This window comes from Streptomyces sp. CB01881 (assembly GCF_002953255.1).
Classification (GTDB): domain Bacteria; phylum Actinomycetota; class Actinomycetes; order Streptomycetales; family Streptomycetaceae; genus Kitasatospora.
Genome location: NZ_CP026498.1, coordinates 2,116,418 through 2,139,642 on the forward strand (window position 1 = coordinate 2,116,418; position 23,225 = coordinate 2,139,642).

Genomic DNA, 23,225 nt, shown 5'->3' on the forward strand with positions numbered 1-23,225 from the left:
CGGGTGCCTCGGCGCCGACGGGCGCGTTCGTGTCCGCGGAGGTCACCGGACCGGGCACAGGTCGGTCCAGTTGGCGGTGATCCAGTCCAGCGCGACGGCGCGGGCGCACGGCCCGTGGGCGACGGTCCAGCCGTCCGGGACGGCGGCGAAGGACGGCCAGAGGGAGTGCTGGCCCTGGTCGTTGACGAGGGCGAGGAACTCGCCGTCACCGTCGAAGGGGTTGGCGGGGGCGTCACTCATGGGTGGCGTTCTCCTGGTGTGCGGGGCCGTCGGGGTGGCCGGGGCCGTCGGGGTGGCCGGGGTTCGAAGGGACTGCGGGGCCCGCGGCACGCGAGAGGTCCGCGAGACGGTCGGCGATCACGCCCGCGATGTGCTCGACGGGGGCGGGCAGGGTCATGTCCTTGTGCGAGCAGGCGACGTCGGTGTTGTGGATCCGCCCGGCGACGTAGGGGGCCCAGAGTTCGGGGACCAGGGTCTCGTCGATGGTGTCGACGGTCGCCCGGAAGAAGAGCACGTCCCCGTCGAAACGGCGGTGGTCGTATCCGCGGACCAGGTGGTTGGTGTTGAGGTAGATCCGGTTGAGCGCCTCGACCGTGTCGTCGTCCAGGCCGGCCAGCGGGCTGCCCTCGCGGCGCAGCAGTGCGGTGACGTGGGCGAGTTCGAGCGGCCGGCCGTCGAGGTCCGCGGGGCCGTAGCCGCCCATGGTGAGCAGGGCTTCGAGGGCCTCCGCCTGGTCGGGCACCGGCAGGTCGCGGAACCCCTCGGCGGGGTAGGCGTCGAGGACGGCCAACAGCTCGACGGCGCAGCCGAGTTCCTGGAGGCGGACGGCCATCGCGTGGGCGATGATGCCGCCGGTGGACCAGCCGAGCAGGCGGTAGGGGCCCTGCGGCTGGACCTCGCGGAGCCGGCCGACGTAGTGGGCGGCCAGCTCCTCCAGGGTCCGCGGCAGCGGCTCGGCGGCCGTGGCGGCGCCGACGCCCTGGGCCTGGAGGCCGTAGATCGGCACGTCGGCCGGGAGGTGACGGATCAGGCCGGTGTAGCACCAGCTGAGGCCGCCGGCGGGGTGGACGGCGAACAGCGGGGCCTGCCGGCCGGGGGCGGCCGGGCGCAGCGGCAGCAGGACGTCGAGCGCGTCGGCGCCCGGGGCGCCGGCGGAGAGCGCCGCGTCCAGTGCGGCCACGGTCGGCGCCTGGAAGAGCGTGCCGATGCCGACCTCCAGGCCGAGGACGGCGCGGATCCGGCCGGCGAGGCGGACGACGAGCAGCGAGTGCCCGCCGAGGGCGAAGAAGTCGTCCTCGACGCCGACCTCCGGCAGGCCGAGCACCTCGGCGAAGAGTTCGCAGAGCTGCTGCTCACGGGGGTTCGCCGGGGGCCGGCCGCCACCGGCGGCCGGGGCGTCGGGGGCGGGCAGGGCGCGGCGGTCGAGCTTGCCGTTGGCGGTGAGCGGGAGCTTCTCCAGCAGGACGACGGCGGACGGGACCATGTGGACGGGCAGGCCGGCGGCGGTGTGGGCGCGCAGCTGCTCGGCGGTGACGTCGGCCGCGGACGGCGCCGGCACCGCGTAGCCGACCAGGCGCTTGTCGCCGGGCACGTCCTCGCGGACGATCACGGCGGCGTCGGCGACGTCCGGGTGTGCGGCCAGTACGGCCTCGACCTCGCCGAGTTCGATCCGGAAGCCACGGATCTTGACCTGCTGGTCGGCGCGGCCGAAGTACTCCAGGACGCCGTCGGCGCGGCGGCGGGCGAGGTCGCCGGAGCGGTACATCCGGGTGCCGCTCTCGCCGAACAGTGCGGCGTGGGGGTCGGCGACGAAGCGCTCGGCGCTGAGGGCGGGGCGCCCGAGGTAGCCGCGGGCGAGGCCGGCGCCGGCCACGTACATCTCGCCCGTGACGCCGGGCGGTACGGGCTCCAGGTGCTGGTCGAGGACGTAGACCCGCAGGTCGGGGATGTTGACGCCGATGGTGCTGCTGGTGCCCGCGGCGGCGCTCGCCCGGTCGAGGGCGATGTGGGAGACGTGCACGGTGGTCTCGGTGATCCCGTACATGTTGACCAGGGTGGGCGCGTCGTCGGCGTGCCGCTCGTACCAGTCGTCGAGGCGGCCCAGTTCGAGTGCCTCGCCGCCGAACACCACGTACCGCAGGGCGAGTTCGCTGCCGGGGCGTTCCCGGTCGGCGGCGCTGAGCTGGTAGAAGGCGGACGGGGTCTGGTTGAGGACGGTGACCCGCTCGCGGGCGAGCAGGTCGAGGAAGGCCGCCGGGTCGCGGCTGACCAGGTGCGGGACGACGACCAGGCGGCCGCCGTACAGCAGGGCGCCCCAGAGCTCCCAGACCGAGAAGTCGAAGGCGTAGGAGTGGAAGAGCGTCCAGACGTCGTCCGCGCCGAAGCCGAACCAGTGGTCGGTGGCGCCGAACAGGCGGACCACGTTGTGGTGGGTGACGGGGACGCCCTTGGGCCTGCCGGTGGAGCCGGAGGTGTAGATGACGTACGCGACGTCGTCCGCGCGCAGCGGGCGGGTGCGTTCGTGCTGGGCCAGCGGGGTGGCGGGGTGGCCGGCCGCCTCCGGTCCGTCGACCAGGAGCCGGGGCACCTGGTGGGCGGGCAGCCGGGGCGCGGTGGCGGTGTCGGTGAGCAGTGCGGCGGGCGCTGCGTCGGCCAGCATGTAGGCGAGCCGGTCGGCCGGGTAGTCCGGGTCGAGCGGCAGGTAGGCGGCGCCGGACTTGGCGACGGCGAGCAGCGCGACGACCAGTTCGAGCGAGCGCGGCAGGGCGAGCGCGACGATGGTGCCGGGGCCGATTCCGCGGGCGGCCAGCAGGCGGGCCAGCCGGTCGGCGCGGGCGGCGAGTCCGGCGTAGTCGAGGGTGGCTCCGTCGCAGCTCACGGCCGTCGACGAGGGGTTGGCGAGGGCCGCGGCCTCGAACAGCTCGGGCAGCGTGGCGCCGGGGGCTGCGGTCACGGGGGCGCGACCCGCCACGTCCGGGCCCGCCACGTCCGGGCCCGCTGCCGCCGGGTTCTCCGCACCCGAGCCGGGTGCGGCGGAGGCCGCCGGGGCGCCGTTCCACTCGACGAGGGCGCGGTGCCGCTCCTGCGCGCTGATGAGCGGGAGCCGGCCGATCGGCGTGTCGGGCTCGGTGGCGGCGGCGGTGAGCAGCCGGGCGAGCCGGGCGGCGAGGGCCTCGACCGTGGCCGCGTCGAACAGGTCGGTGCGGTACTCCAGGAAGCCCGCGATGCCCCCTTCCCGCAGTTCGCCCGCGTTGAGGGTGAGGTCGAACTTGGCGGTGCCGGACGGCAGGGCGGCGATCCGGGCGGTGAGCCCGCCGCTGAGCGCGAACTCCTCGTCGGGGACGCTCTGCCAGGCGAGCATGACCTGGAACAGCGGGTGCCGGGCGAGCGAGCGCGGCGGGTTGAGCTCCTCGACCAGCCGGTCGAAGGGCAGGTCGGCGTTGTCGTGGGCGCCGAGGACGGCGGTGCGGACGCGGCCGAGCAGCTCGCGGAAGCCGGGGTCGCCGGAAGTGTCGGTGCGCAGGACCACCGAGTTGACGAAGTAGCCGACCAGGGAGGCGGTTTCGTCGGAGTCCCGGCCGGCGACGGGGGTGCCGACGGGGATGTCGGTGCCGCAGCCGTGCCGGGTGAGCAGCGCGGCGAGGCCGGCCTGGACGGCCATGAAGACGCTGGTGCCGGTGGTGCGGGCGAGCGCGGCCAGGGCGGCGTGGGCGTCGGCGCCGAGGGCGAACGGGACGGTGGCGCCCTGGTGGCCGGCGACGGCCGGGCGCGGACGGTCGGTGGGCAGGTCGAGCTGGTCGGGCAGGCCGGCCAGGGTCTTGCGCCAGTGGTCGAGCTGCCGGACGGCGAGCGGGCTGGGCGCCCCGGCGGCGCCGAGCAGCTGCCGCTGCCAGGCCACGTGGTCGGCGAACTGGAGTTCCGGCACCGGCAGTTCGGGGGCGTGGCCGGCCAGGCGCGCGGAGTACGCGGCGGCCAGGTCGCGGGCCAGCGGGGTGGTGGAGGCGCCGTCACCGGCGATGTGGTGGAGCAGCAGGAGCAGCGTGTGACTGCCGTCGCTCCCGGTGAACAGCGTTGCCCGCAGGGGCGGTTCGGCGGCGAGGTCGAACGCGTACCGGACGGCCCGGGCCAGCGGTTCCCCGTCGTCCAGCCGGCCCCCGTCGTGCAGTGGCACCGCGGCGGGCGGCGGCACCTGCTGGTACGGCTCGCCGTCGGCGTCCTCGCGGTGGACGGCGCGCAGGATCTCGTGCCGGGCGGCCAGGTCGGTGACGGCGCGCGCGAGGGCGTCGCGGTCGAGCGGTCCGCTGAGGGCGAGGGCCAGCGGGATGTTGTAGGTGGGGCTGGGACCTTCGAGCCGGTGGAGGAACCAGAGGCCGCGCTGGGCCGGCGAGAGCGGCAGCCGCTCCGTGCGCGGGGCGGGCAGCAGGGCCGGGCGCGGTTCGGGGGCGGAGCGCTCGCGCAGCAGGGCGGCGAGCGCGGCCGGGGTGGGGTGGCGGAAGACGTCGGCGAACCCGACGGCACCGCCGAGGGTGTCGCGGAGCCGGGCGGCGAGACGGCCGGCCAGCAGGGAGTGGCCGCCGAGGTCGAAGAAGGAGGCGGACCGGCCGGGGGCCTCGGGCAGGCCGAGGACGGCCGCGAACAGCCCGCAGACGACCTCCTCCTGCGGGGTCGCGGCGGCGTCGCGTCCGGGCGCCGCCCCGGCGGCCGGCTCGGGCAGGGCGCGGTGGTCGAGCTTGTCGTTGCCGGTGCGCGGCAGTTCGTCCAGGACGAGGACGGCGGCGGGCACCATGTGCGCCGGCAGCCGCTCGGCGAGCGCGGCGCGCAGGGCGTCCGGGTCGAGGACGGCGCCGGGCGCGGGGACGGCGTAGCCGAGCAGCCGCCGGCCGTGCGGTCCCGGCCGGGCGATCACCACGGCCTGGGCCACGGAGGGGAGTTGGCCGAGGACGGCGGCGATCTCGCCGGGCTCGATCCGGAAGCCGCGGATCTTCACCTGGTCGTCGGCGCGGCCGAGGAACTCCAGGGTGCCGTCGGCGCGGCGGCGGGCGAGGTCGCCGGTGCGGTACATCCGGCCGCCGGGCGGGCCGAACGGGTCGGCGAGGAAGCGCTCGGCGGTGAGGTCGGGGCGGCCGAGGTAGCCGCGGGCCAGGCAGGCGCCGGCCACGTACAGTTCGCCGGCCACGCCGTCGGGGGCGGGGCGCAGCGAGCCGTCGAGGACGTAGGCGCGGGAGCCGCGGACCACCCGGCCGACGGGGGCGCCGTCCGGGCCGGGGGTCCAGGAGTAGGCGTCGACGGTGGTCTCGGTGGGGCCGTAGAGGTTGAGCGGGCTGAGGCCCTCGACGGCGGTGAGGCGCTGCCAGAGCGCGTCCGGGGTGGCCTCGCCGCCGACCACGACCAGTGCGGGGCGGTGCCTGTCCTCGTCCAGCAGCCCTTCGGCGAGGAGGACTTCGAGGTAGGAGGGGGTGACGTCGAGGTAGTCGATCCGCTCCCGGTCGACGTAGCCGGCGAGGGCGGCCGGGTCGCGGTAGGTGTCGTCGTCGAGCAGGTGCAGTTCGTGGCCGTGGACCATCCAGAGCACCGGGTCCCAGGAGGCGTCGAAGGCGAAGGACGCGCTGTGGGCGACGCGCAGCCGCTCGCGGCCGGTGCGGCGGACGGCGGGGGCGATGTGGTCCTCGCCGTGGCCGGCGTGCAGGTTGGCGAGCGAGGCGTGGGTGACCACGACGCCCTTGGGGCGGCCGGTGGAACCGGAGGTGTGCAGCAGGTAGGCGGTCCGGCCGGGGTCCGGTTCGGGGAGGGCCCGCTCCCCCGGCAGTGCGTCGATCGCGTCGCGGACGGCCGGGTCGTCCAGGACGACCGCGGGCCGCGTCCCGGCCCCGGGCAGGGCGGCGAGGGCCTCGGCGGTGCCGATGGCGCAGACCGGGCGGGTGTCGTCCAGGATGTCGGCGATCCGCTGCCGGGGGTGGGCGAGGTCGAGCGAGAGGCAGGCGCCGCCGGCCTTGAGTACCGCGAGCATGGCGGTCACGGTGTCGGCGCTGCGCGGCAGGGCGAGTGCGACGGGCGTCCCGTCGTGGACGCCGAGCGCGGCCAGGTGCTGCGCGAGGCGGTTGCTCGCGGCGTCCAGCCCGGCGAAGGTCAGGGTGGTTCCGCCGCTGCGCAGGGCGACGGCCCCGGGCGTCCGGGCGGCCTGCGCGGCGAAGAGGGCGGGCAGGGTGCCGGTGACGGCGGGCTCGTCGCGCCCGGCGGTGGCGCGGTGCACCGCGTCGGCGTCGAGCAGGTCGATCCGGGCGATCGGCGTCTGCGGGTCGGTGAGCAGCAGGTCGGCGAGGCCGTCGAGGTAGCGGAGCAGGCCGTCGCGGTGTGCGGCGAGCGAGCGGGCGTCCTGGCGGTCCGGGTGGGCCTCCAGGCCGATGCGCAGGGCTCCGTCGGGGCCGGGCGAGACGGCGAGGGCGAGGTCGTCGACCGGGCCGGCGGCGAGGTTGCGGACGGTGCCGGGCAGGCCGGCCAGGTCGAGGTCGCGTTCGAAGGCCTTGATGTTGACCATCGGGCCGAACAGGGCGCTCCGCCCGCCGGTGAGCGCGAGGTCGCGGCGGAGGTCCTCCAGCGGGTAGCGCTGGTGGCGGCGGACGGCGCGGACCTCCAGGACGACGCGGCGCAGCAGTTCGGCGGCGGTGTCCCACGGGCGGACGGCGAGGCGCAGCGGCAGCACGTTGGCGGTGGCGACCGGGGTGCGCAGGGCGGCCGGGCCGCGGCGGTTGGCGAGCGGCAGGCCGAGGACGACGTCCTCGGTGCCGGCGAGGCGGTGCAGGTAGCCGGCGGTGGCGGCGATGACCAGCTCGGCCCAGGTGGCACGGGCGGCGCCGGCGGCGCGCTCGAACCTCGCGAGCGTCCCGGCGGGCAGCGAGGTGTTCTCGCGGGTGGGTGCGGCGGCCGTGGACGGGGTGCCGGGCAGGGTGGCGGGGGCCTGGGCCCCGGCGAGCCGCTCGCGCCAGAACTCGCGGTCGGCCGCGTGGTCGGCGCCCGCTCGGTAGGCGGCCTCCTCGGCGGCGACCTCGGCCGGGGTGGCGAAGGTGCGGCCGGCGGGCTGCTCGCCGTCGGCGTACGCCGTGTACAGCTCGGCGACCCGCCCGCCGATCAGGGTGAGCGCGTAGGCGTCGACGGCGAGGTGGTGGACGCGCTGGTACCACCAGTGGCGGTCGTCGGCGAGCCGGATCAGGGCCTGGGTGAAGAGCGGGCCCTCGGCGAGGTCGACCGGGCGGGCGAGGTCGGCGTGCATCCAGGCCTCGGCCTCGGCGTCCGGGTCCGCGGCGGCGCGCAGGTCGAGCCGGTGCAGCGGCCAGGGGCGGCCGGGGTGCAGGCGCTGGCGCGGGGCGCCGTCCTCGCCGGTGGTGACGACGGCGGTGAGGGCCTCGGCCTCGTCGAGGGCCTGCCGCAGGGCGCCCTCGAAGAGGTCGGTGTCGAGCGGGCCGGTGATCTCGACGGCGTCGCCGGTGTTGTAGACCGGGCTGCCGGGGTCGAGCGCCTGGGCGTACCAGATCGCCGCCTGGGTGGCGAGCAGCGGCACGTCGGCGGCGGGGACGGCGGCGGGGACGGACGCGGCCTGGTGGCGACGCATGGTTCTGAGAGCTCCTCGGGTCCGGCGAACGGAACGCCTACTTAGGTTAGCCTAAGCTATCTACATATCGTCTGGTCAACAGCCCGCACGGCTGCGGGCCCTGACGCCCCCGGAGGCGCCGATGTCCCCCCTGAACGCGAGTCCCGAGGCGGGCGCGGAGCACCTCAAGGCTCCGGAGCACCTCAAGGCCGCGGTCCGCGACCGCGTCCTCGCCCACCGGGACGAGCTGCTCGCGCTCAGCCGCCGCATCCACGCCCACCCCGAGACCGCGTTCGGGGAACACCGCGCCGCCGCCTGGTGCGCCGAGCTGCTGCGCGGCCACGGGTACGCGGTCACCGCGCCCGCCCACGGCCTGGAGACCGCGTTCACCGCGACGCTCGGGTCCGGACCGGTCACCGTCGCCGTCGTCTGCGAGTACGACGCCCTCCCCGGGCTCGGCCACGCCTGCGGCCACAACCTGATCGCCGCCGCCGGCCTGGGCGCCGCAGTCGGCCTCGCCCCGTACGCCGACCGGCTCGGACTCACCGTCCGGGTGGTCGGCGCGCCCGCCGAGGAGCGCGGCGCCGGGAAGGCGCTGCTGCTCGACGCCGGCGCCTTCGCGGGTGTGGACGCGGCGATGATGGTCCACCCCTGCCCGGTCGAGGTCGCCGACTTCCGCTCCTTCGCGCTCGGCACCCTCTCCGTCCGCTACTCCGGCCGCGCCGCCCACCCCAGCCTGAACCCGCACGACGGGCGCAACGCCGCCGACGCGCTGACCGTCGCGCAGGTCGCGCTCGGGCTGCTGCGCCAGCAACTGCCGCCGCACTGGCGGGTGCACGGGATCACCACCGCCGCCGGCACGGCGCCCAACCTGATCCCGGACACCGCGACCGCCGAGTACGAGATCCGCGCCTCGGCCGCCGAGGACCTCGCGGAGCTGCGCGAACGGGTCGAGGCCTGCTTCCGGGCGGGCGCGCTGGCCACCGGCTGCGAGGTCGAGCTGGGCCGGCCCGAGCCGGACTACCTGGACTTCCGCGGCGACCCCGCACTGCTCGCGCTCTGGCGGGCCAACGCCGCCGCGCTCGGCCGGCCGGAACCGGTCGAGAGCGGGCCGTTCGCCTGCACGGACATGGGCAACGTCTCGCACGTGCTGCCCGCCATCCACCCGGTGCTGGACATCACCGGCGGCGCCTGCGCCCCGCACGAGGCGGCGTTCGCCGAGGCCGCCGTCTCGCCCGAGGCGGACCGCGCCGTCCTGGACGGCGCGGTCGCGATGGCGTGGACGGCGGCGGACTTCGCCGCCGGGCGGCGCGGCGCGTGACGGGTCTGCGCCGGCCGCCGTCCCCCCGACGTCAACCGGGCCCCGGCGTCAGACGACCCCCGGTGTCAGGTGGACCGGCCCCGGGTCCGGCAGCAGGCCGCCGATCACCGCCGGGGCCGCCCGCAGTGCGGTGACGCCCAGCTCCCGGACCACCTCGCCGACCTCGGCGGGCCGGTCCGGGTCGGTCAGCACCAGTGCCGCGCCGGTCCGCAGCGGCCAGAGGAACTCCCAGAGCGGCAGGCCCAGTTGCAGCACCCGGTCGCCCGGCCCCAGCCCGTACGCGGACTGCAGCCCGCGCACCCGGCGGTCCACCTCGGCGTGCGCCACCGGGACGCCCGCCGGGCGGCCGCCCGGGCCGTAGGCCAGCCAGAGCGGGTGCTGCGGGGTCAGTGCGCGGGGCGGATCGGTGACCAACTCCGCGGCCAGCTCGGCCTCCCGGGGCCGGACGGCGCCGGGCACGCCCTCCCCCAGGACGCAGACCGGGCGGGCGTCGGCCAGCAGCCAGGCCCTCCGGCCCGGCGCGTCGTCCGCGTCCAACGGCAGGTACGCCGCACCGGACTTGGCCACCGCCAGCAGCGCCGGCACGACCTCGGCCGGGCGGGTGAGCGCCAGGCCGACGACCGTACCGGGGCGGGCGCCGAGGCCCGCCAGGTGCCGTGACAGCCGGTTGGCGGCGGCGTTCAGCTCGCCGTAGGACACCACCGAACCGTCCGGCAGCACCAGCGCGGGCGCACCGGGTGTCCGGGCGGCCTGCGCCTCGACCGGGCCGATCACCGTGGTCGGCGGCCGCTTCGGCCGCCGGCCCGCCTCCCCGCCCGGTCCCGGCGGGGTGTCGGCCCAGCGTTCCGGGGCGTCGGCCCGGTGTGCCGGGGTGTCCGGCCAGTGGTTGCGGGTGTCCGGCCACGGCGCCGGGGCGTCGGCCGGTCCCGTCAGGACGTCGGCCGGGTCCATCAGGACGCGCCCAGCAGTTCGGCCCAGGCCTCGACGGCCGGCCGCTCGGCGAGCTGCAGGAAGGCGACGTCCGCGCCCTCCGATCGCCACCGCTCGGCCAACGCCATCAGCCGGACCGAGTCCAGGCCCCAGTCGGCCAGGTTCTCGTCCAGCGGGATGTCCGCCGGGTCCTCGCCGAGCAGGTCGGCGACCTCGGCCCGGATACGCTCCACGGTGAAGGCCATGCCCGTCAATTCCCTTCCAGAACAGCGTCGGTGGTGGTGACCAGGCCGCAGCGGCCGGCCACCCAGGCGAGGGCGGCGCGGTGCTCGTCCGGGCCGAAGTCGGCGACCGCGTCGGCCACCACGAAGGCCTGGACGTCACGCATCCAGGCGTCGCAGGCGGTGGCCTGCACCCCGATGTGCGCGTACACGCCGGTGATCACCAGCTGGTCGCGGCCCTGCGCGCGCAGCAGCTCCGCGAGCCCGGTGCGGACGAAGGCGCTGTACTTCCACTTGGTGAGCACGGTGTCGCCCTCACCCGGGGCGACCGCGTCGGCGATCGCCTCCGCACGCGGGTCGTCCGGGATGCCCGGGCCCCAGAAGTCCTGCTGGAGGCCGCGCTGTTCGGGGCTCTGGCCGCCGGGCTGCGCCGAGTAGACGACCGGGATGCCGAGCCGCCCGGCCTCCTTGCGCAGCCGGCCGACGTTCTCGAAGAGTTCGGTGACCGGGGCCGCGCCGGTGTCGAAGGCGTCCATGAAGTGGTTCTGCAGGTCGTGCACCAGCAGGACGGCGCGCGACGGGTCGACCGTCCAGGAGACCCGGTTGGCGGGGAGTTCACCGGCGGAGGGCATGGGATAGGAGGGGATGCGGGGCAGGCCCACGGCGGTGCTTCCTTAGCTCTGGGAGGGGATGGGCGGGACGGACGGAGCGGACCCGGCCGCCGGGGCGGCCGCGGCGGCGAGACCAGCCGCTATGGCGGCGCGCAGGTCCTTCTTGCTCACCTTGCCGATCCCGGTGGCGGGAAAGGCGTCGACGAACTCGACCCGGTCCGGCACCTTGTAGTCGGCCAGGCCGCGCCCGCGCACGAAGCGCTTCAACTCGACCGACTTCGGCGGGGCCTGGCGGGCCTCGTCGCGCAGCACCACGTAGGCGCAGGTGCGCTCGCCGAGGTACGGGTCGGGCATCGACACGACCGCCGCGTCGTGCACGGCCGGGTGGGCGAGCAGGTGGTTCTCGATCTCCTCCGCGGCGACCTTCTCGCCGCCCCGGTTGATCTGGTCCTTGGCCCGCCCCTCGACCACCAGGTGGCCGGTGGAGGTCCGCCGGACGAGGTCGCCGGTGCGGTAGAAGCCGTCCGCGGTGAACGAGTCGGCGTTGTGCCCGGGGGCGTTCCAGTACCCGCGGATGGTGTACGGGCCCCGGGTGAGCAGATGGCCGGTGGTACCGTCGGGCAGATCGCCGTCCTGGTCGTCGACCACCCGGACCTCGTCGTCCGGGGAGATCGGCCGGCCCTGGGTGGTGACGATCACCTCCTCCGGGTCGTCCAGCCGGGTGTAGTTGACCAGTCCCTCGGCCATCCCGAACACCTGCTGGAGCGTGCAGCCCAGCACCGGGCGCACCCTCCGGGCGGCCTCCTCGCTGAACTTCGCGCCGCCGACCAGCAGCACCTCCAGGCTCGCCAGCCCCGGGTCCTCGCCCGCCGCCCGCCGCCGCTCGGCGGCCTCCAGCCAGAGCAGCGCCAGCGGCGGCACCAGGCCGGTGATGGTCACGCCCTCGCGCTCGATCAGCGGGAACGCCGTCTCGGGGCCGGGCTGCGGGCAGAGCACCACCCGGCCGCCCGCGTACAGCGTGCCGAGCGAACCCGGCGAGCTGAGCGGGAAGTTGTGCGCGGCGGGCAGGACACAGAGGTAGACGCTCCGCTCGTCCTGGCCGCAGATCCCGACCGAACCGCGCAGCGAGTAGATGTAGTCGTCGTGGGTGCGCGGGATCAGCTTCGGCACGCCGGTGCTGCCACCGGACAGCTGGAGGAACGCGACGTCCCCCGGCTCGGGTCCGGCCTCCGGAAGGGGGCCGTCGGCCGGCACGTCGGCGAGCCGGACGTGCTCGCCCGCGTCCTCGCCGGCCACCAGGACCAGCCGCAGCGACGGGTTCTCCGCCCGTACGCGGCTCGCCAGTTCACGGTAGTCGAAGCCTCCCTCGACCGCCGGCACGACGTAGCCGGCCGCGCCGGTGAAGGAGCAGAAGTGGCCGACCTCGGTGTAGCGGTGGGCGGGCAGGGCGAAGACCGGCAGCGCGCCGATCCGGAAGAGGCCGAAGACCACCTCGAAGAACTCGGCCACGTTGGGGAGCTGGACCACCACGCGGTCGCCCCGGCCGATGCCGCGGGCGAGCAGGCCGGCGGCCATCCGGTCGGCCCGGCGGTCGAGTTCGGCGTACGTCCAGCGCCGGGTGCCCCCCGGGCCCGCCCCGTCGCCGGGGTCGACGATCGCGATGCGCTCGCCGTGGGCGGCGGCGCGCTCGCGCAGCATCCGGCCGAAGGTCTCGCCGCGCCAGTACCCGGCGGCGCGGTAGCGCTCGGCGAACTCGGCCGGGTAGGGCGTGAATCCGGCCAGCACCTCGTCCATGATGTCCTGCGGGCGGCTCATCGCGGCACCCCCGCAGCGTCCAGGAAGGTGCGGAACTTGGCGCTGGTCTCGGCCAGTTCGGCCTCCGGGCGGGACTCGGCGACCACGCCCGCGCCCGCGTACACCCGCAGCGTCCGCTCGTCCGCCTCGGCGCAGCGCAGGGTCACCACCCATTCGCCGTCGCCGTCCGCGTCGCCCCAACCGACCATGCCGGCGTAGAGGCCGCGGTCGAACGGCTCGATCTCCCCGATCGCCTGCCGCGCCACGGGCGTCGGCGTGCCGCAGACGGCCGGGGTCGGGTGCAGGGCGGTGGCGAGCTCCAGCGCGGAGACGGCCGGGTCGGCCAGCTCGGCGGTGATGGTGGTGGCCAGGTGCCACATCGCCGCGGTCCGGACGAGGGTGGGCCGCTCCGGCACGTCGAGCGTCCGGCAGTACGGCGCCAGGGCCGCACGGATGGCGTCCACGACGACGGCGTGCTCGTGCAGGTCCTTCGGGGACTCCAGCAGTGCGGCGGCCCGGCGGACGTCCTCGCCGAGGTCGGCGCTGCGCGGGACGGAGCCCGCCAGCGGGTTGGCCAGCACGGCGGTGCCGCGGCGGGAGAGCAGCAGCTCGGGACTGGCGCCGATCAGGGTGCGGCCGCCGCCGGCCGGGACGGCGAAGGTGTAACCGCCCGGGTCCCGGCGGGCCAGGCGCTGGAGGATCGCCGGCAGGTCGAGCGGGTGTCCGGCGCTCAGCTCCAGGGTGCGGGCGAGGACGACCTTGCTCAACTCGCCCGCCCTGAGCCGCCGGACGGCCTCCGCCACGCCGGCGCCGTACGCCTCGGGCTCGGGCACCGGGCGGACCAGCCACTCGACCCGGTCGGCGGCCGGGGCGGGCAGGGCGACCAGCGGGTCGTCGCGCAGCGCGCCGCACCGGCGGACCCGGGCGGGGACGGCCAGTTCGGCGCGGGCGTCGTGGTCGAACGCCACCGCGCCCACCACCAGCGGGTGTTCCACCCCGTCGCGGCGGGCCCGGTCGAGTGTCTCGGCGACCCGGACCGGCAGCGGGCGCGCGTCCTGCGGCACCCGGGCGTGCACGCCGTCGGCGAGCAGCGTGCGGGTCGGCGAGGCGAAGAACGCCTCGTCGGGCGCGGCCCGGTACTGGCCCAGCAGCCCGCTGGCCGCGCCGATGACGGTGTGGTCCGTCCCGGCGGGGGCGTGGTGCACCGTGGTCACCTGGATTCTCCCAGTCTGCGAGTGGCCGCCGGGCGCTGCTCGTGGCGCCGGCCGGCGGGTGGTGTGGTTCGGGGGTGTTCATGGCTCCGACGGGCCCGGGGGCGCGTCGGGCCGGGCCCGTGAGGTCGGGGCGCGTGGGCCGGACGTGCGAGGTCGGACGCGCGAGGTCGGCGGACGTGCGGTTCGGACGTGTCGGGTCGGGCCGACGCGCTCACGCGCGCAGGGTGGCGCCGCCGTCCACGTACAGGTCGTGCATGGTGATGTGCCGCGCCCGGTCGGAGACCAGGAAGGCCACCGCCTCGGCTATGTCGGCGGGTTGGGCGATCCGCCCGAGCGGGATGCCCACCCGCCAGCCGGCCGGATCGCCGTCGACGACCCGCCGTTCGGCGGCCTCGGCGTCGCCGCCCCAGAGCGCGCGCTGCATCTCGGTGTCGGTGGACCCGGGCGAGACGATGTTGCAGCGCACCCCGGAGCGGGCGAGCTCCAGACCGAGACAGCGGGTGAACATGGTGGCGGCCGCCTTGGACGCCGCGTAGGCGGCCATGCCGGCCCGGGGCACGCCGGCCGCGTTGGACCCGACGGTGACGACGGCCCCCGTGCCGCGCTCCGCCATCCGCCGGCCCACCGCCCGGCAGGTGTGGAAGACCCCGGTGGCGTTGACCGCGAAGGTCGCCGCCCAGTCCTCGTCGGTCAGTTCGACCGCGGGCGAGGTGCGCAGGATCCCGGCCACGTTCACCAGGACGCCCAGCGGACCGAGTTGACGCTCCACCAGGTCGACGGTGGACTCGACGGCGGCCGCGTCGGTGACGTCCAGCACGTACGGACGGACGCTACCGCCGGCAGCCGGCCCGCCGCCCGTCGGCTCCGCGGCGAACTCCTCGGCGAGCGCGGCGAGCGGACCCGGGTTGCGGTCGACCGCCGCGACGACGGCGCCCGTTGCGACGAGCGCGCGCGTCACGGCCGCGCCGATGCCCTGCCCGGCGCCGGTGACCATCGCGGTGGTACCGACCAGTTCGGACTGAAGCACAGGAAATCCCCTCCGACCAGCAACATTAGGCAAGCCTAACCTAACACAATTGTTCGGGTGCGCCGAGAGGGCATGGGGCCTGCGGGACCGTCAACTGACGCAAACGTGAACACCTTCGAAGCCGAGGGCGTCCGACGATCAACCTGGACGCAACGTTGCGTCTAGTGTTACCGTCCAACCGAGACGCACCGTTGCGTCCACCTTCACCGTGACGTTCAGTGCGCCCCGAGCGGCGGTTCCCGAGCTGCGGCCCGGAGCCCCTGAGTCGCAGCGCCGCGACGTCCCCGAGAAGCCCCGATGAATCCCCAAGGAGCCCCGTGCCCACCACCCGTCCATCCCCGTCCGGCCCACTCGCCCGGGCCGCGGTCGCACTCGCCTTCTGGGTCACCATGGCCGGCACCACCGTCCCGACCCCGCTCTACCCGCTCTACCAACAGGCCTTCGGCTTCTCGCCGTTCATGGTCACGGTGATCTTCGCCGTCTACGCCGGCGGCGTCGTCGCCGGCCTGCTGACCCTCGGCCGGCTCTCCGACGCAGTCGGCCGGCGCCCCGTCATCGCCGCCGCCCTGCTGCTCGCCGCGGCCGCCGCCGACCTCTTCGAGGTCGCGGACTCGCTGGCCTGGCTGCTCACCGCCCGGGTGGTCTCCGGCCTCGCCGCGGCCCTGATCACGGGCGCCGCCACCGCCGCCCTGCTCGACCTCGCCCCGCCCGAGCGCCGACTGCGCGCCCAGACCCTCGCACTCGCCGCCAACATGGGCGGCCTGGCTGGCGGCACGCTGCTCTCCGGCGCCCTCGCCGAGTGGGCCGGCTCGCCGCTGCGCCTGCCCTGGACGGTGATGCTCGCCCTCACCGCCCTGGCCCTGGCCGGGCTCCTCGCCGTTCCCGCCATGGCTCCGGCAGCCGCCCCCGAAGCCGCGCCGACGGGCTCCGGCGACCGCCCCCGGGGCTCCGCCGCCCGCTTCCGCCCGCGGTTCCAGCCGCTGCGCATCCCGGCCGGGATCCGCCCCGCCTTCCTGCGCGCCGCCCTCGCCGGCGGGTCCGGGTTCGCCGTGCTCGGCGTGCTGACCGCGGTCAGCGGCCTGTTCCTGGCCAACGTCCTGGGGCTCCGTCACCACGCGCTCACCGGCCTGGTGGTCTGCCTGGCCTTCGCCGCCACCGCCGTCGGCCAGCTGCTCGCCCGGGTCCTGCCCAAGCCGCGCGCCCTTCCCGCCGCCTGCGCCGGCCTTGTCCTGGCCGCCGCCCTGATCGCCACCGCGCTGCTCACCGAGTCGCTGCCGCCGTTGCTGCTCGGTGCGTGCGTCAACGGCCTCGCCACCGGCACCGCCGTCGGCACCGGCCTCGGCGCCATCAACGGCGGGGTCGCCCCGCAGCAGCGCGGCGAGGCGGTCTCCACCTTCTTCGCCGTGCTGTACGGGATGCTCTCGGTGCCGGTGGTCGGCGTCGGCGTCCTTATCCAGGTCACCGGCCTGCGCACGGCGGGCGTCACGTTCAGCGCGCTGGTCGCGGTCCTGGCCGTGGCCGTCGCGGCAGGGCTGGTCCGGCGGCCGCGGGCCCCGCTCCCGTCGGCGGCCCGCACGGAGGGGGCATGAGAGGATGAGCCCGACCAACGCCACCGGCCGGCTCCCGCAGCGGCCCGCCCGTGAGGACCTCCGCACCATCGCCGTCCAGCCCCGCACCGCCACCGGCAGCAGCAGCGCGAGCAGCAGCAGCCGCCGGAGCGAGGCCGCGCGCCTGGCCGTGCTCAACGCCGCCGACGACCTCCTGGTGGAGCACGGCTTCGAAGGCCTCACCATCGAGGGCATCGCCGCGGCGGCCGGCGTCGCCAAGCAGACGATCTACCGCTGGTGGAAGTCCAAAGTCGACATCCTGTTCGACAACCTGGTCCTCGACGCAGGGTCCGCCCTGGCCTGGCCCGAAGCCGCAGCCGACGGCCCCGCCGGCCCGTCCGGTCCCGAGCAGGTGCGCGCCTACATCCACGGCTTCGCCGTCTTCCTCGGCGAGGCACCGGCCGGCCGCGTCCTCCAGGCCCTCCTTGGGCACGCCCAACTCGACGCCCGTACGGCGGAGTTGCTGCACACCGGGTTCCTGGACGGGCTCCGCTCCCGCGACGTCGCGCAGACCCGCGCCGCGCTCGGCTGCTCCGAGGACGAGGCGGCCGTGCTCCTCGACGCGCTCCTCGCACCGCTCTACCACCGCGCCCTGGTGCTGCGCCGCCCGCTCGACACCGCCTTCGTCGACGCGCTGCTCGACCAGCACCTCCCGCGCTGACCCCCCTTCCCGCTCAACTCCCCGCCGTCAGGCCCGTGTCCATCTCCGGGCCCGCCTAGGAGTCACCATGTTCAAACGCCCCCGGCCCGTCCACGACGTCGAGGTCACCGCGGTCACCCCGCTGACCTCCACCCTCACCAGGATCACCTTCACCGGCCCCGGCCTGTCCGGACTGGAGATCGAACACCCCACCCAGTGGGTCAAGTTGGCCATTCCCTCGGGACCGTCCCGGGCCTACACCATCCGCCACCACCGCCCCGGCGAATACGAGGTCGACATCGACCTCGTCCTGCACGGCAACGGCCCGCTCGCCCGCTGGGCCGCCGACGCCCGCCCCGGCGACCGGGCCCGCCTCGCCGGCCCGCGCGGGCGCCGCCCCTCCTTCGACGGCGCCGCGCACGTCCTGCTCGCCGCCGACGAGAGCGCCCTGCCCGCCGCGCTCACCGTGCTCGAAGGGCTCCCGGCCGACGTGGAGGTGTCCGCCTACTTCGAGATCGCCGGCCCCGCGGACACGCTGCCGCTCCCGGCGCGCACCGGGCTCACCGCGGCCTGGCTCCCCCGCACTCCGGCCCACCCCAAGGGGCACCGCCTCACGGAGACGCTCCTCGCCACCGACGTTCCGCCCGGCACCACCGCCTGGCTCGCCGGGGAGTCCGGCGCCGTCGCGACCGTCCGGCGCCACCTGCTCACCGACTGGGCCCTTCCCCGCGACCGCGTCCACGCCAAGGGCTACTGGAAGCACGGCGAGGCCGACCACAAGGGCTGATCCGTGGCCCGGTCACCGCGGCCCGGTCACCGTCGTACGGCCGGCCGGGCCATCCGCCTCATCCCCCGCACGCAGGCGATGAGCAGATCAACAGCCGACACCAGCACCGACAGCAGCGACCGCACGGTGACGGCGAAGAATATCTGGATCCGGTTCCACACCATGGCGACCCCACTCCCCTCCAGCCCGGACCGGGCTCAAACGGCTCGAACAGCACGAAGGGCGCAACCGCCCCGGGGGAAACGGTCGACGCCGACAACGCTCGTGACACTCCATCACACCTTTGGTGACCGTGGCAGCATGCACGAAACCGGCCGGGGGCACCCACGCCCCCGGCCGGCTTTCGCACGCGGCCCTGCGTCAGGGCGCGATCGTCACCTTGAGCCCCGCCCCGCGCTCCAGGATCGCCAGGGCGTCGGCGAACCCGTCCAGGGGGAAGGTGTGCGTGATCAGGTCGTCCACCCGGACGGTGCCGTCGGCGATCAGCTCCAGCGCACGGGCGTTCTGCTCGGGGCTGGAGGAGTTGGCGCCCATGATCATCAGCTCGCGGTAGTGCACCAGGTTGGCGTCGACCGCGGTCATCGGAGCGCCCTGGGGCAGTCCGCCGAAGAGGCTGATCCTGCCCCGTCGAGCGGCGTACCGGAGCGCCTCCTCCTGGGCCGGGACGGAGGCCGAGGCCGTGATCACGACATCGGCGCCGAGCCCGTCGGTGAGCCGGAACACCTCCTCGGTGACGTCCGTGTCCGCGGCGCAGATCACCCCGTCCGGCTGGACCAGTTCGGCCGCCCGGGCCAGCCGCTCGCGGTTGAGCTCGACCAGGAACACCCGGGAGGCGCCCCGGGCGCGGGCGAGCCGGGCGTGCAGGCAGCCGATCGGCCCCGAGCCCACGATGACCACGTCGTCCCCGGCGCCGACCCCGATCAGCTCCTGGCCGTTCAGCACGCAGGCGAGCGGCTCCGCGACGGACGCCTCGGCGAAGCTCACGCCGTCCGGGATGCGGTGCACCCCGCCCACGCCGACGACCTTCTCCGGGACGATCATGTACTCGGCGAACCCGCCGTCGTAGTGGTAGCCCATCGCCTCGAAGTTCGGGCAGACCGTCATCCGCCCGCGCCGGCACTCGTGGCAGTGCCCGCACGGGATCGCGCCGATCACCTGGACGCGGTCGCCCACGGCCCAGCCCTCGACACCGGAGCCCAGCTCCACCACCTCACCGGCGATCTCGTGACCGAGCACCCGGGGCGGGTCGATCCGGTGGTTGCCGTACCGGTAGATCTTCAGATCGGTGCCGCACAGCGAGGTGTTGCGGACCCTGAGCTTCACCTCGCCCGGACCGGGCGTGGGCTCGGGCGAGTCCTCGATCAGGATCTTCTCGGGAGCGTAGAAACGCGCAACCTTCACTTCGCTGACTTTCTCGTAGGGGGTCGGTCCGAGGTGCCCGGAGGCGGGGGGTGCGTGGGACGCGGGTCAGCCCGTGGCCGGTGCGGCGCCGGCCATCGCGCCGAGGCCGAGCAGGCCCTCGGCCCGCTCCACCACCGCGGCCGTGCTGACGCCGAACTCGACGAGGACCTCGTCGCGGGGGCCGATCGGGAGGAAGGCGGACGGCAGCGCGATCTCGGCCGTGGCGGGCGTCCCGCCGCCGGTGTGCCGGGCGTCCGCGAGGTGGGTGAGGAGGTCCGCGTACAGGCCGGTGCCCGCCATCAGGTCCTCGACCGTGATGACCGCCCGGTGTCCCGTCGCGTCGGCGAACACCTCGGTGACGGCCGGCCGCAACCGGACGACCTCCCACACCGTGGACGAGACACCGTGCTCGCGCTCCAGCACGCTCGCCGCGGACATCGCCGTCTGCACCATCGCACCGTGCGCCAGCAGGCAGAGGTCACTGCCGCGGCGGCGCAGCAGGGCGCTGGTGCGGGCACCGTCGGGCTCGTCCTCCAGCGGCTTCCACTTCGCGTACCGGACGACCGTCGGGCCGCTGTCCCGGGCCACGGCGGAGCGGAGCAGGTCGCTCAGCTGGGCGCCGCTGGTGGGTGCGTAGATCTCCAGGCCGGGGACGGTGCGGAGCAGGCCGACGTCGTAGATGCCGTGCGAGGAGGCGCCGTCGCCGCCGGTGACCCCGCCCCGGTCGACCACGAAGGTGACCGGGAGCCCGTGCAGCGCGACGTCGTTGACGACCTGGTCGATGGCGCGGGTGAGGAAGGTGGCGAACACCGGGAAGACGGGCCGGCAGCCCTGGCTGGCGAGCCCGGCCGCGAGGCCGACCGCCAACTGCTCGCAGATCCCCACGTCGTGGTACCGCTCGGGGAAGCGGCGCTGGAACTCCAGCAGGCCCAGGCTGTCCGGCATCGCCGCCGTGATCACGTGGACGCGGGGGTCCTGCTCGGCGAGTTCGCACAGGGTGCCGCCGAGCACGTCGCCCCAGGACCGGCTGCCGAGCGGCAGCCGCGCGTCGTCCCCGGCAGCCGGTACGGCTGCGGCGCCGGCCGTCCCGCCGACCTGGTGCAGCCGCATGACGTCGTCGTCCTCGGCCTCGGACCAGCCGAGCCCCTTCTGGGTGCGCACGTGCACCACGACCGGCCCGGCGGTCCCGGCCGCGTCGGCGAGCGCCGCCTCCAGCTTGCCGAAGTCGTGGCCGTCGACCGCGCCGATGTAGCTGAACCCGAGGGCGGTGAAGAAGAGTTCGACGTTGCGCTGGTCCTCCGGACCGCCCGTCTCGGCGTCGCACGGCTCGCCGAGGGTCAGCCGGCTCATGGTCCTCGCGTAGGACCTGCCGTTGTCGTTGTAGACGATGACCACGGGCTGCCGGCGCACGCCGATGGCGTTGATGGCCTCGTACGCCACGCCGCCGGTCAGCGCGCCGTCGCCGATCACGACCACCGACCTGGTCCCGCGGGCCAGGGTGATGCCCAGCCCCCAGGCCGGCCCGGTGGAGGAGTGGCTGTTCTCCATCGTGTCGTGCGGGGACTCCTCACGTGACGGGAAGCCGGACATCCCGGTGCGCTGCCGGAAGTCGGCGAACCCGGCCGCACGCCCCGTCAGGATCTTGTGGGTGTAGGCCTGGTGGCCGATGTCGAAGATGATCGGATCGTCCGGGGACCGGAACACCCGGTGCAGGGCGATGGTCAGTTCGACCACCCCGAGGTTCCCCCCGAGGTGCCCGCCGGTCCGGTTGACCTCCGTGATCAGGAAGCTCCGGATGCGGGCGGCGAGGCGCTCGCACCCCTCCGTGTCCAGAGCGCGGACCGCCTCCGGGGTGAGGCCGGTGAGATCGATTTCGTTATCGGATCCGGCAACGAGTCCACTGTCGTTGCCCTTGCCGCCAGGCGCAGCCACGAGGAAATCCTTTCACGAGAAAAGACACCGCTATTTCAGCAGCGTCAGCTGAATTCGGACATTCGTCTGCTGGTAGTCCGCGACGGTGTCGCGCAGCCGGCGCAGATACTTGAGGTAGAGGTCGAAGTTCTGCTTGCGGGGCATTTGCACCAGCAGGCTGCTGAACTTCAGGATGTCGGCGAGCGCGGCGTCCATCCGGCCGATCTGCTCCCGGACCTCACCGCAGAGCTCCTCGCCGAGGGCGGCGGTGATCGTCGGCTCGCCGAGCAGGTAGTGCAGGTAGTGCTGGACCGGCTGGAACCGGTTCTGGACGTGCTTGTTCAGGCGGGACTGGTCGTTGAAGAGCACGGCGCCCTCGGCGAGGATCCCGTCGGCCCGGCGCTCCCAGTCGGCGATGAGCCGGTCGATCCCGTCCACGCCGACGACCACCGGGGTGACGTACCGGCTGAGCCGGCCGTCGTACAGCCGCAGTCCGAACTCGGCGAACACCGCGCGGAACGCGTCCAGCGGGGCGAGGCCGACCAGTCGGTCGATGACGGCCGAGGGCCGGATCTCGGTGACCGGGACCAGGCCGTCCTCGGTGTACGCGAGGCTCTCGGTCAGCTTGGCGAACGGCACGGGCTTGCGGTCGGCCCGGAAGTTCGGGTCCGGGCTGGTCTTCGTGTAGTAGACGGTGTCCTCGTCGTCGATGTCCACCACGAGCCACTCGGTGAGGTACGGCGTGCCGTCGGTGTGGACCAGGGACACCAGCAGGGCCACGTGCGAGCCGGCCGCGACGGCGGACCGGATCTCCTTGCCCAGCTGCTCCACGGGGACGTCGCGCTCGCTCCAGGAGTCCCGGCAGACCAGCTCCATGAAGCCGTTGTAGCGGCTGATGATCGGCACGTCGCCGGTGACCTCGAACTGCCAGTCGTAGCAGCGGTCCATGAAGAGCAGGGGGAACGCGGGCGAGTCGCGCAGGATGTTGTAGCGGTGGAAGACGTGCCGCTCGTGGCACACGTAGTACTGGGACCGGTCGAGCTGCACCTCCCGGCGGGCCTGCTCCGAGGCTGTCATCGCGAGATCGTTCGTCTCGGTCACCGTCACTCCTTCACTGTGGGCCGGCGGATTCACCGGGGTGGTCAGAAGGGAAAAAGAACACCGGACGGCACGCCGGACGGAATCCGGCGGCAACGGCGGGAGGACCGGCCGCGGGCAGCGGAGGTCCCGCCCGCAATTCCGGTCCGGCATTCCGGCAGGGCATTCCCGGACGGTTTTTTCGACCGGTGTTCCGGGAAGGGTGTGCAAGAGGGCGGGAACGCCGCCGGTCAGGCCGTCCGGGCCGCTTCGTCGAGCGCGCGCAGGGCCCAGTCGGAGACGCTGAGGCTGGCCTGCTCGGCCGCGGCCCGCCAGAGCTTGACGCGGTCGGCGGTGATCTCCAGTTGCAGGTCGATCCCGTCGCCCCGGCCCCGGCCGGCGTCCCCCTGAGCGCCGTCCGGCCCGCCGTCGGCGCCGTCCGCGGTCACGTCCGCCGCCTCCGCGCGCTCGTTGAGACTGGCCCGCACTTCGGCACGCAGGCGATTGCGCGACCACCCGTGGTCCTCCGCCTTGCGCAGCCAGTAATCCTGCTCCGGATCGGCCAGCGAGGCAACCTCCGCATGGTGGCCGAAGCTGAGCGCGTCCCGCCGGCGGGACAGCGGGAACCGCCGGGCGACCCAGGCGTAGTTCCGCAGGGTCTGGTAATTCAGCGAACAGTTCTCGATCGCCTCGCGATAACGGCCGTTGTAGGCCGTCTCGCCGTGCAGGAGCCAATCTCCTAGACACCACGCGGACGACGCGTGTACCGTCGACAAAAGGCGCCCCATGAGGACCCATTTTTCGTACGGAAGCCGGTTCGGCAGGTCGAGACCGGTCCGCGGAATAGAGATGGCACCGGCCTCGGCGGCCGCACCGAATTCCATCATTTGTTTCTGTGACTTTGTCACGTCAGCAGCTGCGGCAACAGCGACTGTCATGCTTTCTCCTCGCAGCAGAACCCGCGATGTGCAGGGCGATGGGCGTCCGCGCGAAGTCGGCCGGCGAATTCAGGGTCGCGCACGGCCCGCGGACGACGGAGAAATGTCAGGCTGTTGCAGGCACCATGATCACTGTTTCCCCCGTAATCATCTGTTGTTCA

17 protein-coding genes are annotated in these 23,225 nt (G+C 74.8%); 4 read left to right on the forward strand and 13 right to left on the reverse strand.

Annotation, left to right across the window (positions count from 1 at the left end):
- Window positions 1–42: 42 nt before the first annotated feature.
- The gene (locus tag C2142_RS09230) at window positions 43–240 is read right to left on the reverse strand and encodes an MbtH family protein (RefSeq protein ID WP_148641942.1); all 198 of its coding nucleotides are present in this window, start codon (window positions 238–240) and stop codon (window positions 43–45) included.
- Entirely contained in the window at window positions 233–7,606 is a 7,374-nt protein-coding gene (locus tag C2142_RS09235) for a non-ribosomal peptide synthetase (protein WP_148641943.1), read from the reverse strand. Before C2142_RS09235 ends, C2142_RS09230 begins: the two co-directional genes overlap by 8 nt.
- Window positions 7,607–7,727: 121 nt before the next feature.
- Here C2142_RS09235 and C2142_RS09240 point away from each other — a divergent pair, with 121 nt between their 5' ends.
- Window positions 7,728–8,906: a M20 family metallopeptidase gene (locus tag C2142_RS09240; protein WP_148641944.1), complete on the forward strand. Its 1,179-nt coding sequence runs from the start codon at window positions 7,728–7,730 to the stop codon at window positions 8,904–8,906.
- A 48-nt stretch (window positions 8,907–8,954) separates the two neighbouring features.
- Here C2142_RS09240 and C2142_RS09245 read toward each other — a convergent pair whose 3' ends face one another.
- The 6 genes from C2142_RS09245 to C2142_RS09270 form a co-directional block, all read right to left on the reverse strand.
- Window positions 8,955–9,857, reverse strand: coding sequence for an AMP-binding protein (locus tag C2142_RS09245; protein ID WP_148641945.1), 903 nt, complete (start codon window positions 9,855–9,857; stop codon window positions 8,955–8,957).
- A complete protein-coding gene (locus C2142_RS09250; RefSeq protein ID WP_148641946.1) occupies window positions 9,857–10,081 on the reverse strand; it encodes a phosphopantetheine-binding protein in 225 nt (74 codons plus the stop codon). The genes C2142_RS09245 and C2142_RS09250 overlap by 1 nt, the downstream gene beginning before the upstream one ends.
- Before the next feature lie 5 nt (window positions 10,082–10,086).
- Complete coding sequence (locus C2142_RS09255; RefSeq protein WP_148641947.1) at window positions 10,087–10,719, reverse strand: isochorismatase family protein; 633 nt, start codon at window positions 10,717–10,719, stop codon at window positions 10,087–10,089.
- Window positions 10,720–10,731: 12 nt separating this feature from the next.
- The gene (locus tag C2142_RS09260; RefSeq protein ID WP_277347246.1) at window positions 10,732–12,483 is read right to left on the reverse strand and encodes a (2,3-dihydroxybenzoyl)adenylate synthase; all 1,752 of its coding nucleotides are present in this window, start codon (window positions 12,481–12,483) and stop codon (window positions 10,732–10,734) included.
- A complete protein-coding gene (dhbC, locus tag C2142_RS09265) occupies window positions 12,480–13,682 on the reverse strand; it encodes an isochorismate synthase DhbC (protein ID WP_148641948.1) in 1,203 nt (400 codons plus the stop codon). Before dhbC ends, C2142_RS09260 begins: the two co-directional genes overlap by 4 nt.
- Window positions 13,683–13,887: 205 nt before the next feature.
- On the reverse strand, window positions 13,888–14,703 hold the full coding sequence (locus C2142_RS09270; protein WP_148641949.1) for a 2,3-dihydro-2,3-dihydroxybenzoate dehydrogenase: 816 nt from the start codon (window positions 14,701–14,703) through the stop codon (window positions 13,888–13,890).
- A gap of 317 nt (window positions 14,704–15,020) precedes the next feature.
- Here C2142_RS09270 and C2142_RS09275 point away from each other — a divergent pair, with 317 nt between their 5' ends.
- The 3 genes from C2142_RS09275 (at window position 15,021) to C2142_RS09285 (ending at window position 17,737) form a co-directional block, all read left to right on the forward strand.
- Window positions 15,021–16,292 carry an MFS transporter gene (locus C2142_RS09275; RefSeq protein ID WP_241002466.1) on the forward strand — a complete coding sequence of 424 codons (1,272 nt, stop codon included), beginning with the start codon at window positions 15,021–15,023 and terminating at the stop codon, window positions 16,290–16,292.
- 4 nt (window positions 16,293–16,296) lie between these two features.
- Window positions 16,297–16,971: a TetR/AcrR family transcriptional regulator gene (locus C2142_RS09280; RefSeq protein ID WP_148641950.1), complete on the forward strand. Its 675-nt coding sequence runs from the start codon at window positions 16,297–16,299 to the stop codon at window positions 16,969–16,971.
- A gap of 67 nt (window positions 16,972–17,038) precedes the next feature.
- Window positions 17,039–17,737: a siderophore-interacting protein gene (locus tag C2142_RS09285; RefSeq protein WP_148641951.1), complete on the forward strand. Its 699-nt coding sequence runs from the start codon at window positions 17,039–17,041 to the stop codon at window positions 17,735–17,737.
- 26 nt (window positions 17,738–17,763) lie between these two features.
- Here the strand turns inward: C2142_RS09285 and C2142_RS09290 are convergent, their stop codons facing one another.
- The 5 genes from C2142_RS09290 to C2142_RS09310 all read right to left on the reverse strand — a co-directional run bounded on the left by C2142_RS09290 (window position 17,764) and on the right by C2142_RS09310 (window position 23,064).
- Entirely contained in the window at window positions 17,764–17,901 is a 138-nt protein-coding gene (locus C2142_RS09290; protein WP_153882763.1) for a hypothetical protein, read from the reverse strand.
- 196 nt (window positions 17,902–18,097) lie between these two features.
- Window positions 18,098–19,138: a zinc-dependent dehydrogenase gene (locus C2142_RS09295; RefSeq protein WP_148641952.1), complete on the reverse strand. Its 1,041-nt coding sequence runs from the start codon at window positions 19,136–19,138 to the stop codon at window positions 18,098–18,100.
- Window positions 19,139–19,204: 66 nt separating this feature from the next.
- Window positions 19,205–21,070, reverse strand: coding sequence for a 1-deoxy-D-xylulose-5-phosphate synthase (locus C2142_RS09300; protein WP_148641953.1), 1,866 nt, complete (start codon window positions 21,068–21,070; stop codon window positions 19,205–19,207).
- Window positions 21,071–21,100: 30 nt separating this feature from the next.
- Window positions 21,101–22,150 carry a hypothetical protein gene (locus tag C2142_RS09305; protein WP_148641954.1) on the reverse strand — a complete coding sequence of 350 codons (1,050 nt, stop codon included), beginning with the start codon at window positions 22,148–22,150 and terminating at the stop codon, window positions 21,101–21,103.
- A gap of 227 nt (window positions 22,151–22,377) precedes the next feature.
- Window positions 22,378–23,064, reverse strand: coding sequence for an LmbU family transcriptional regulator (locus tag C2142_RS09310; protein WP_148641955.1), 687 nt, complete (start codon window positions 23,062–23,064; stop codon window positions 22,378–22,380).
- Window positions 23,065–23,225: the final 161 nt, after the last annotated feature.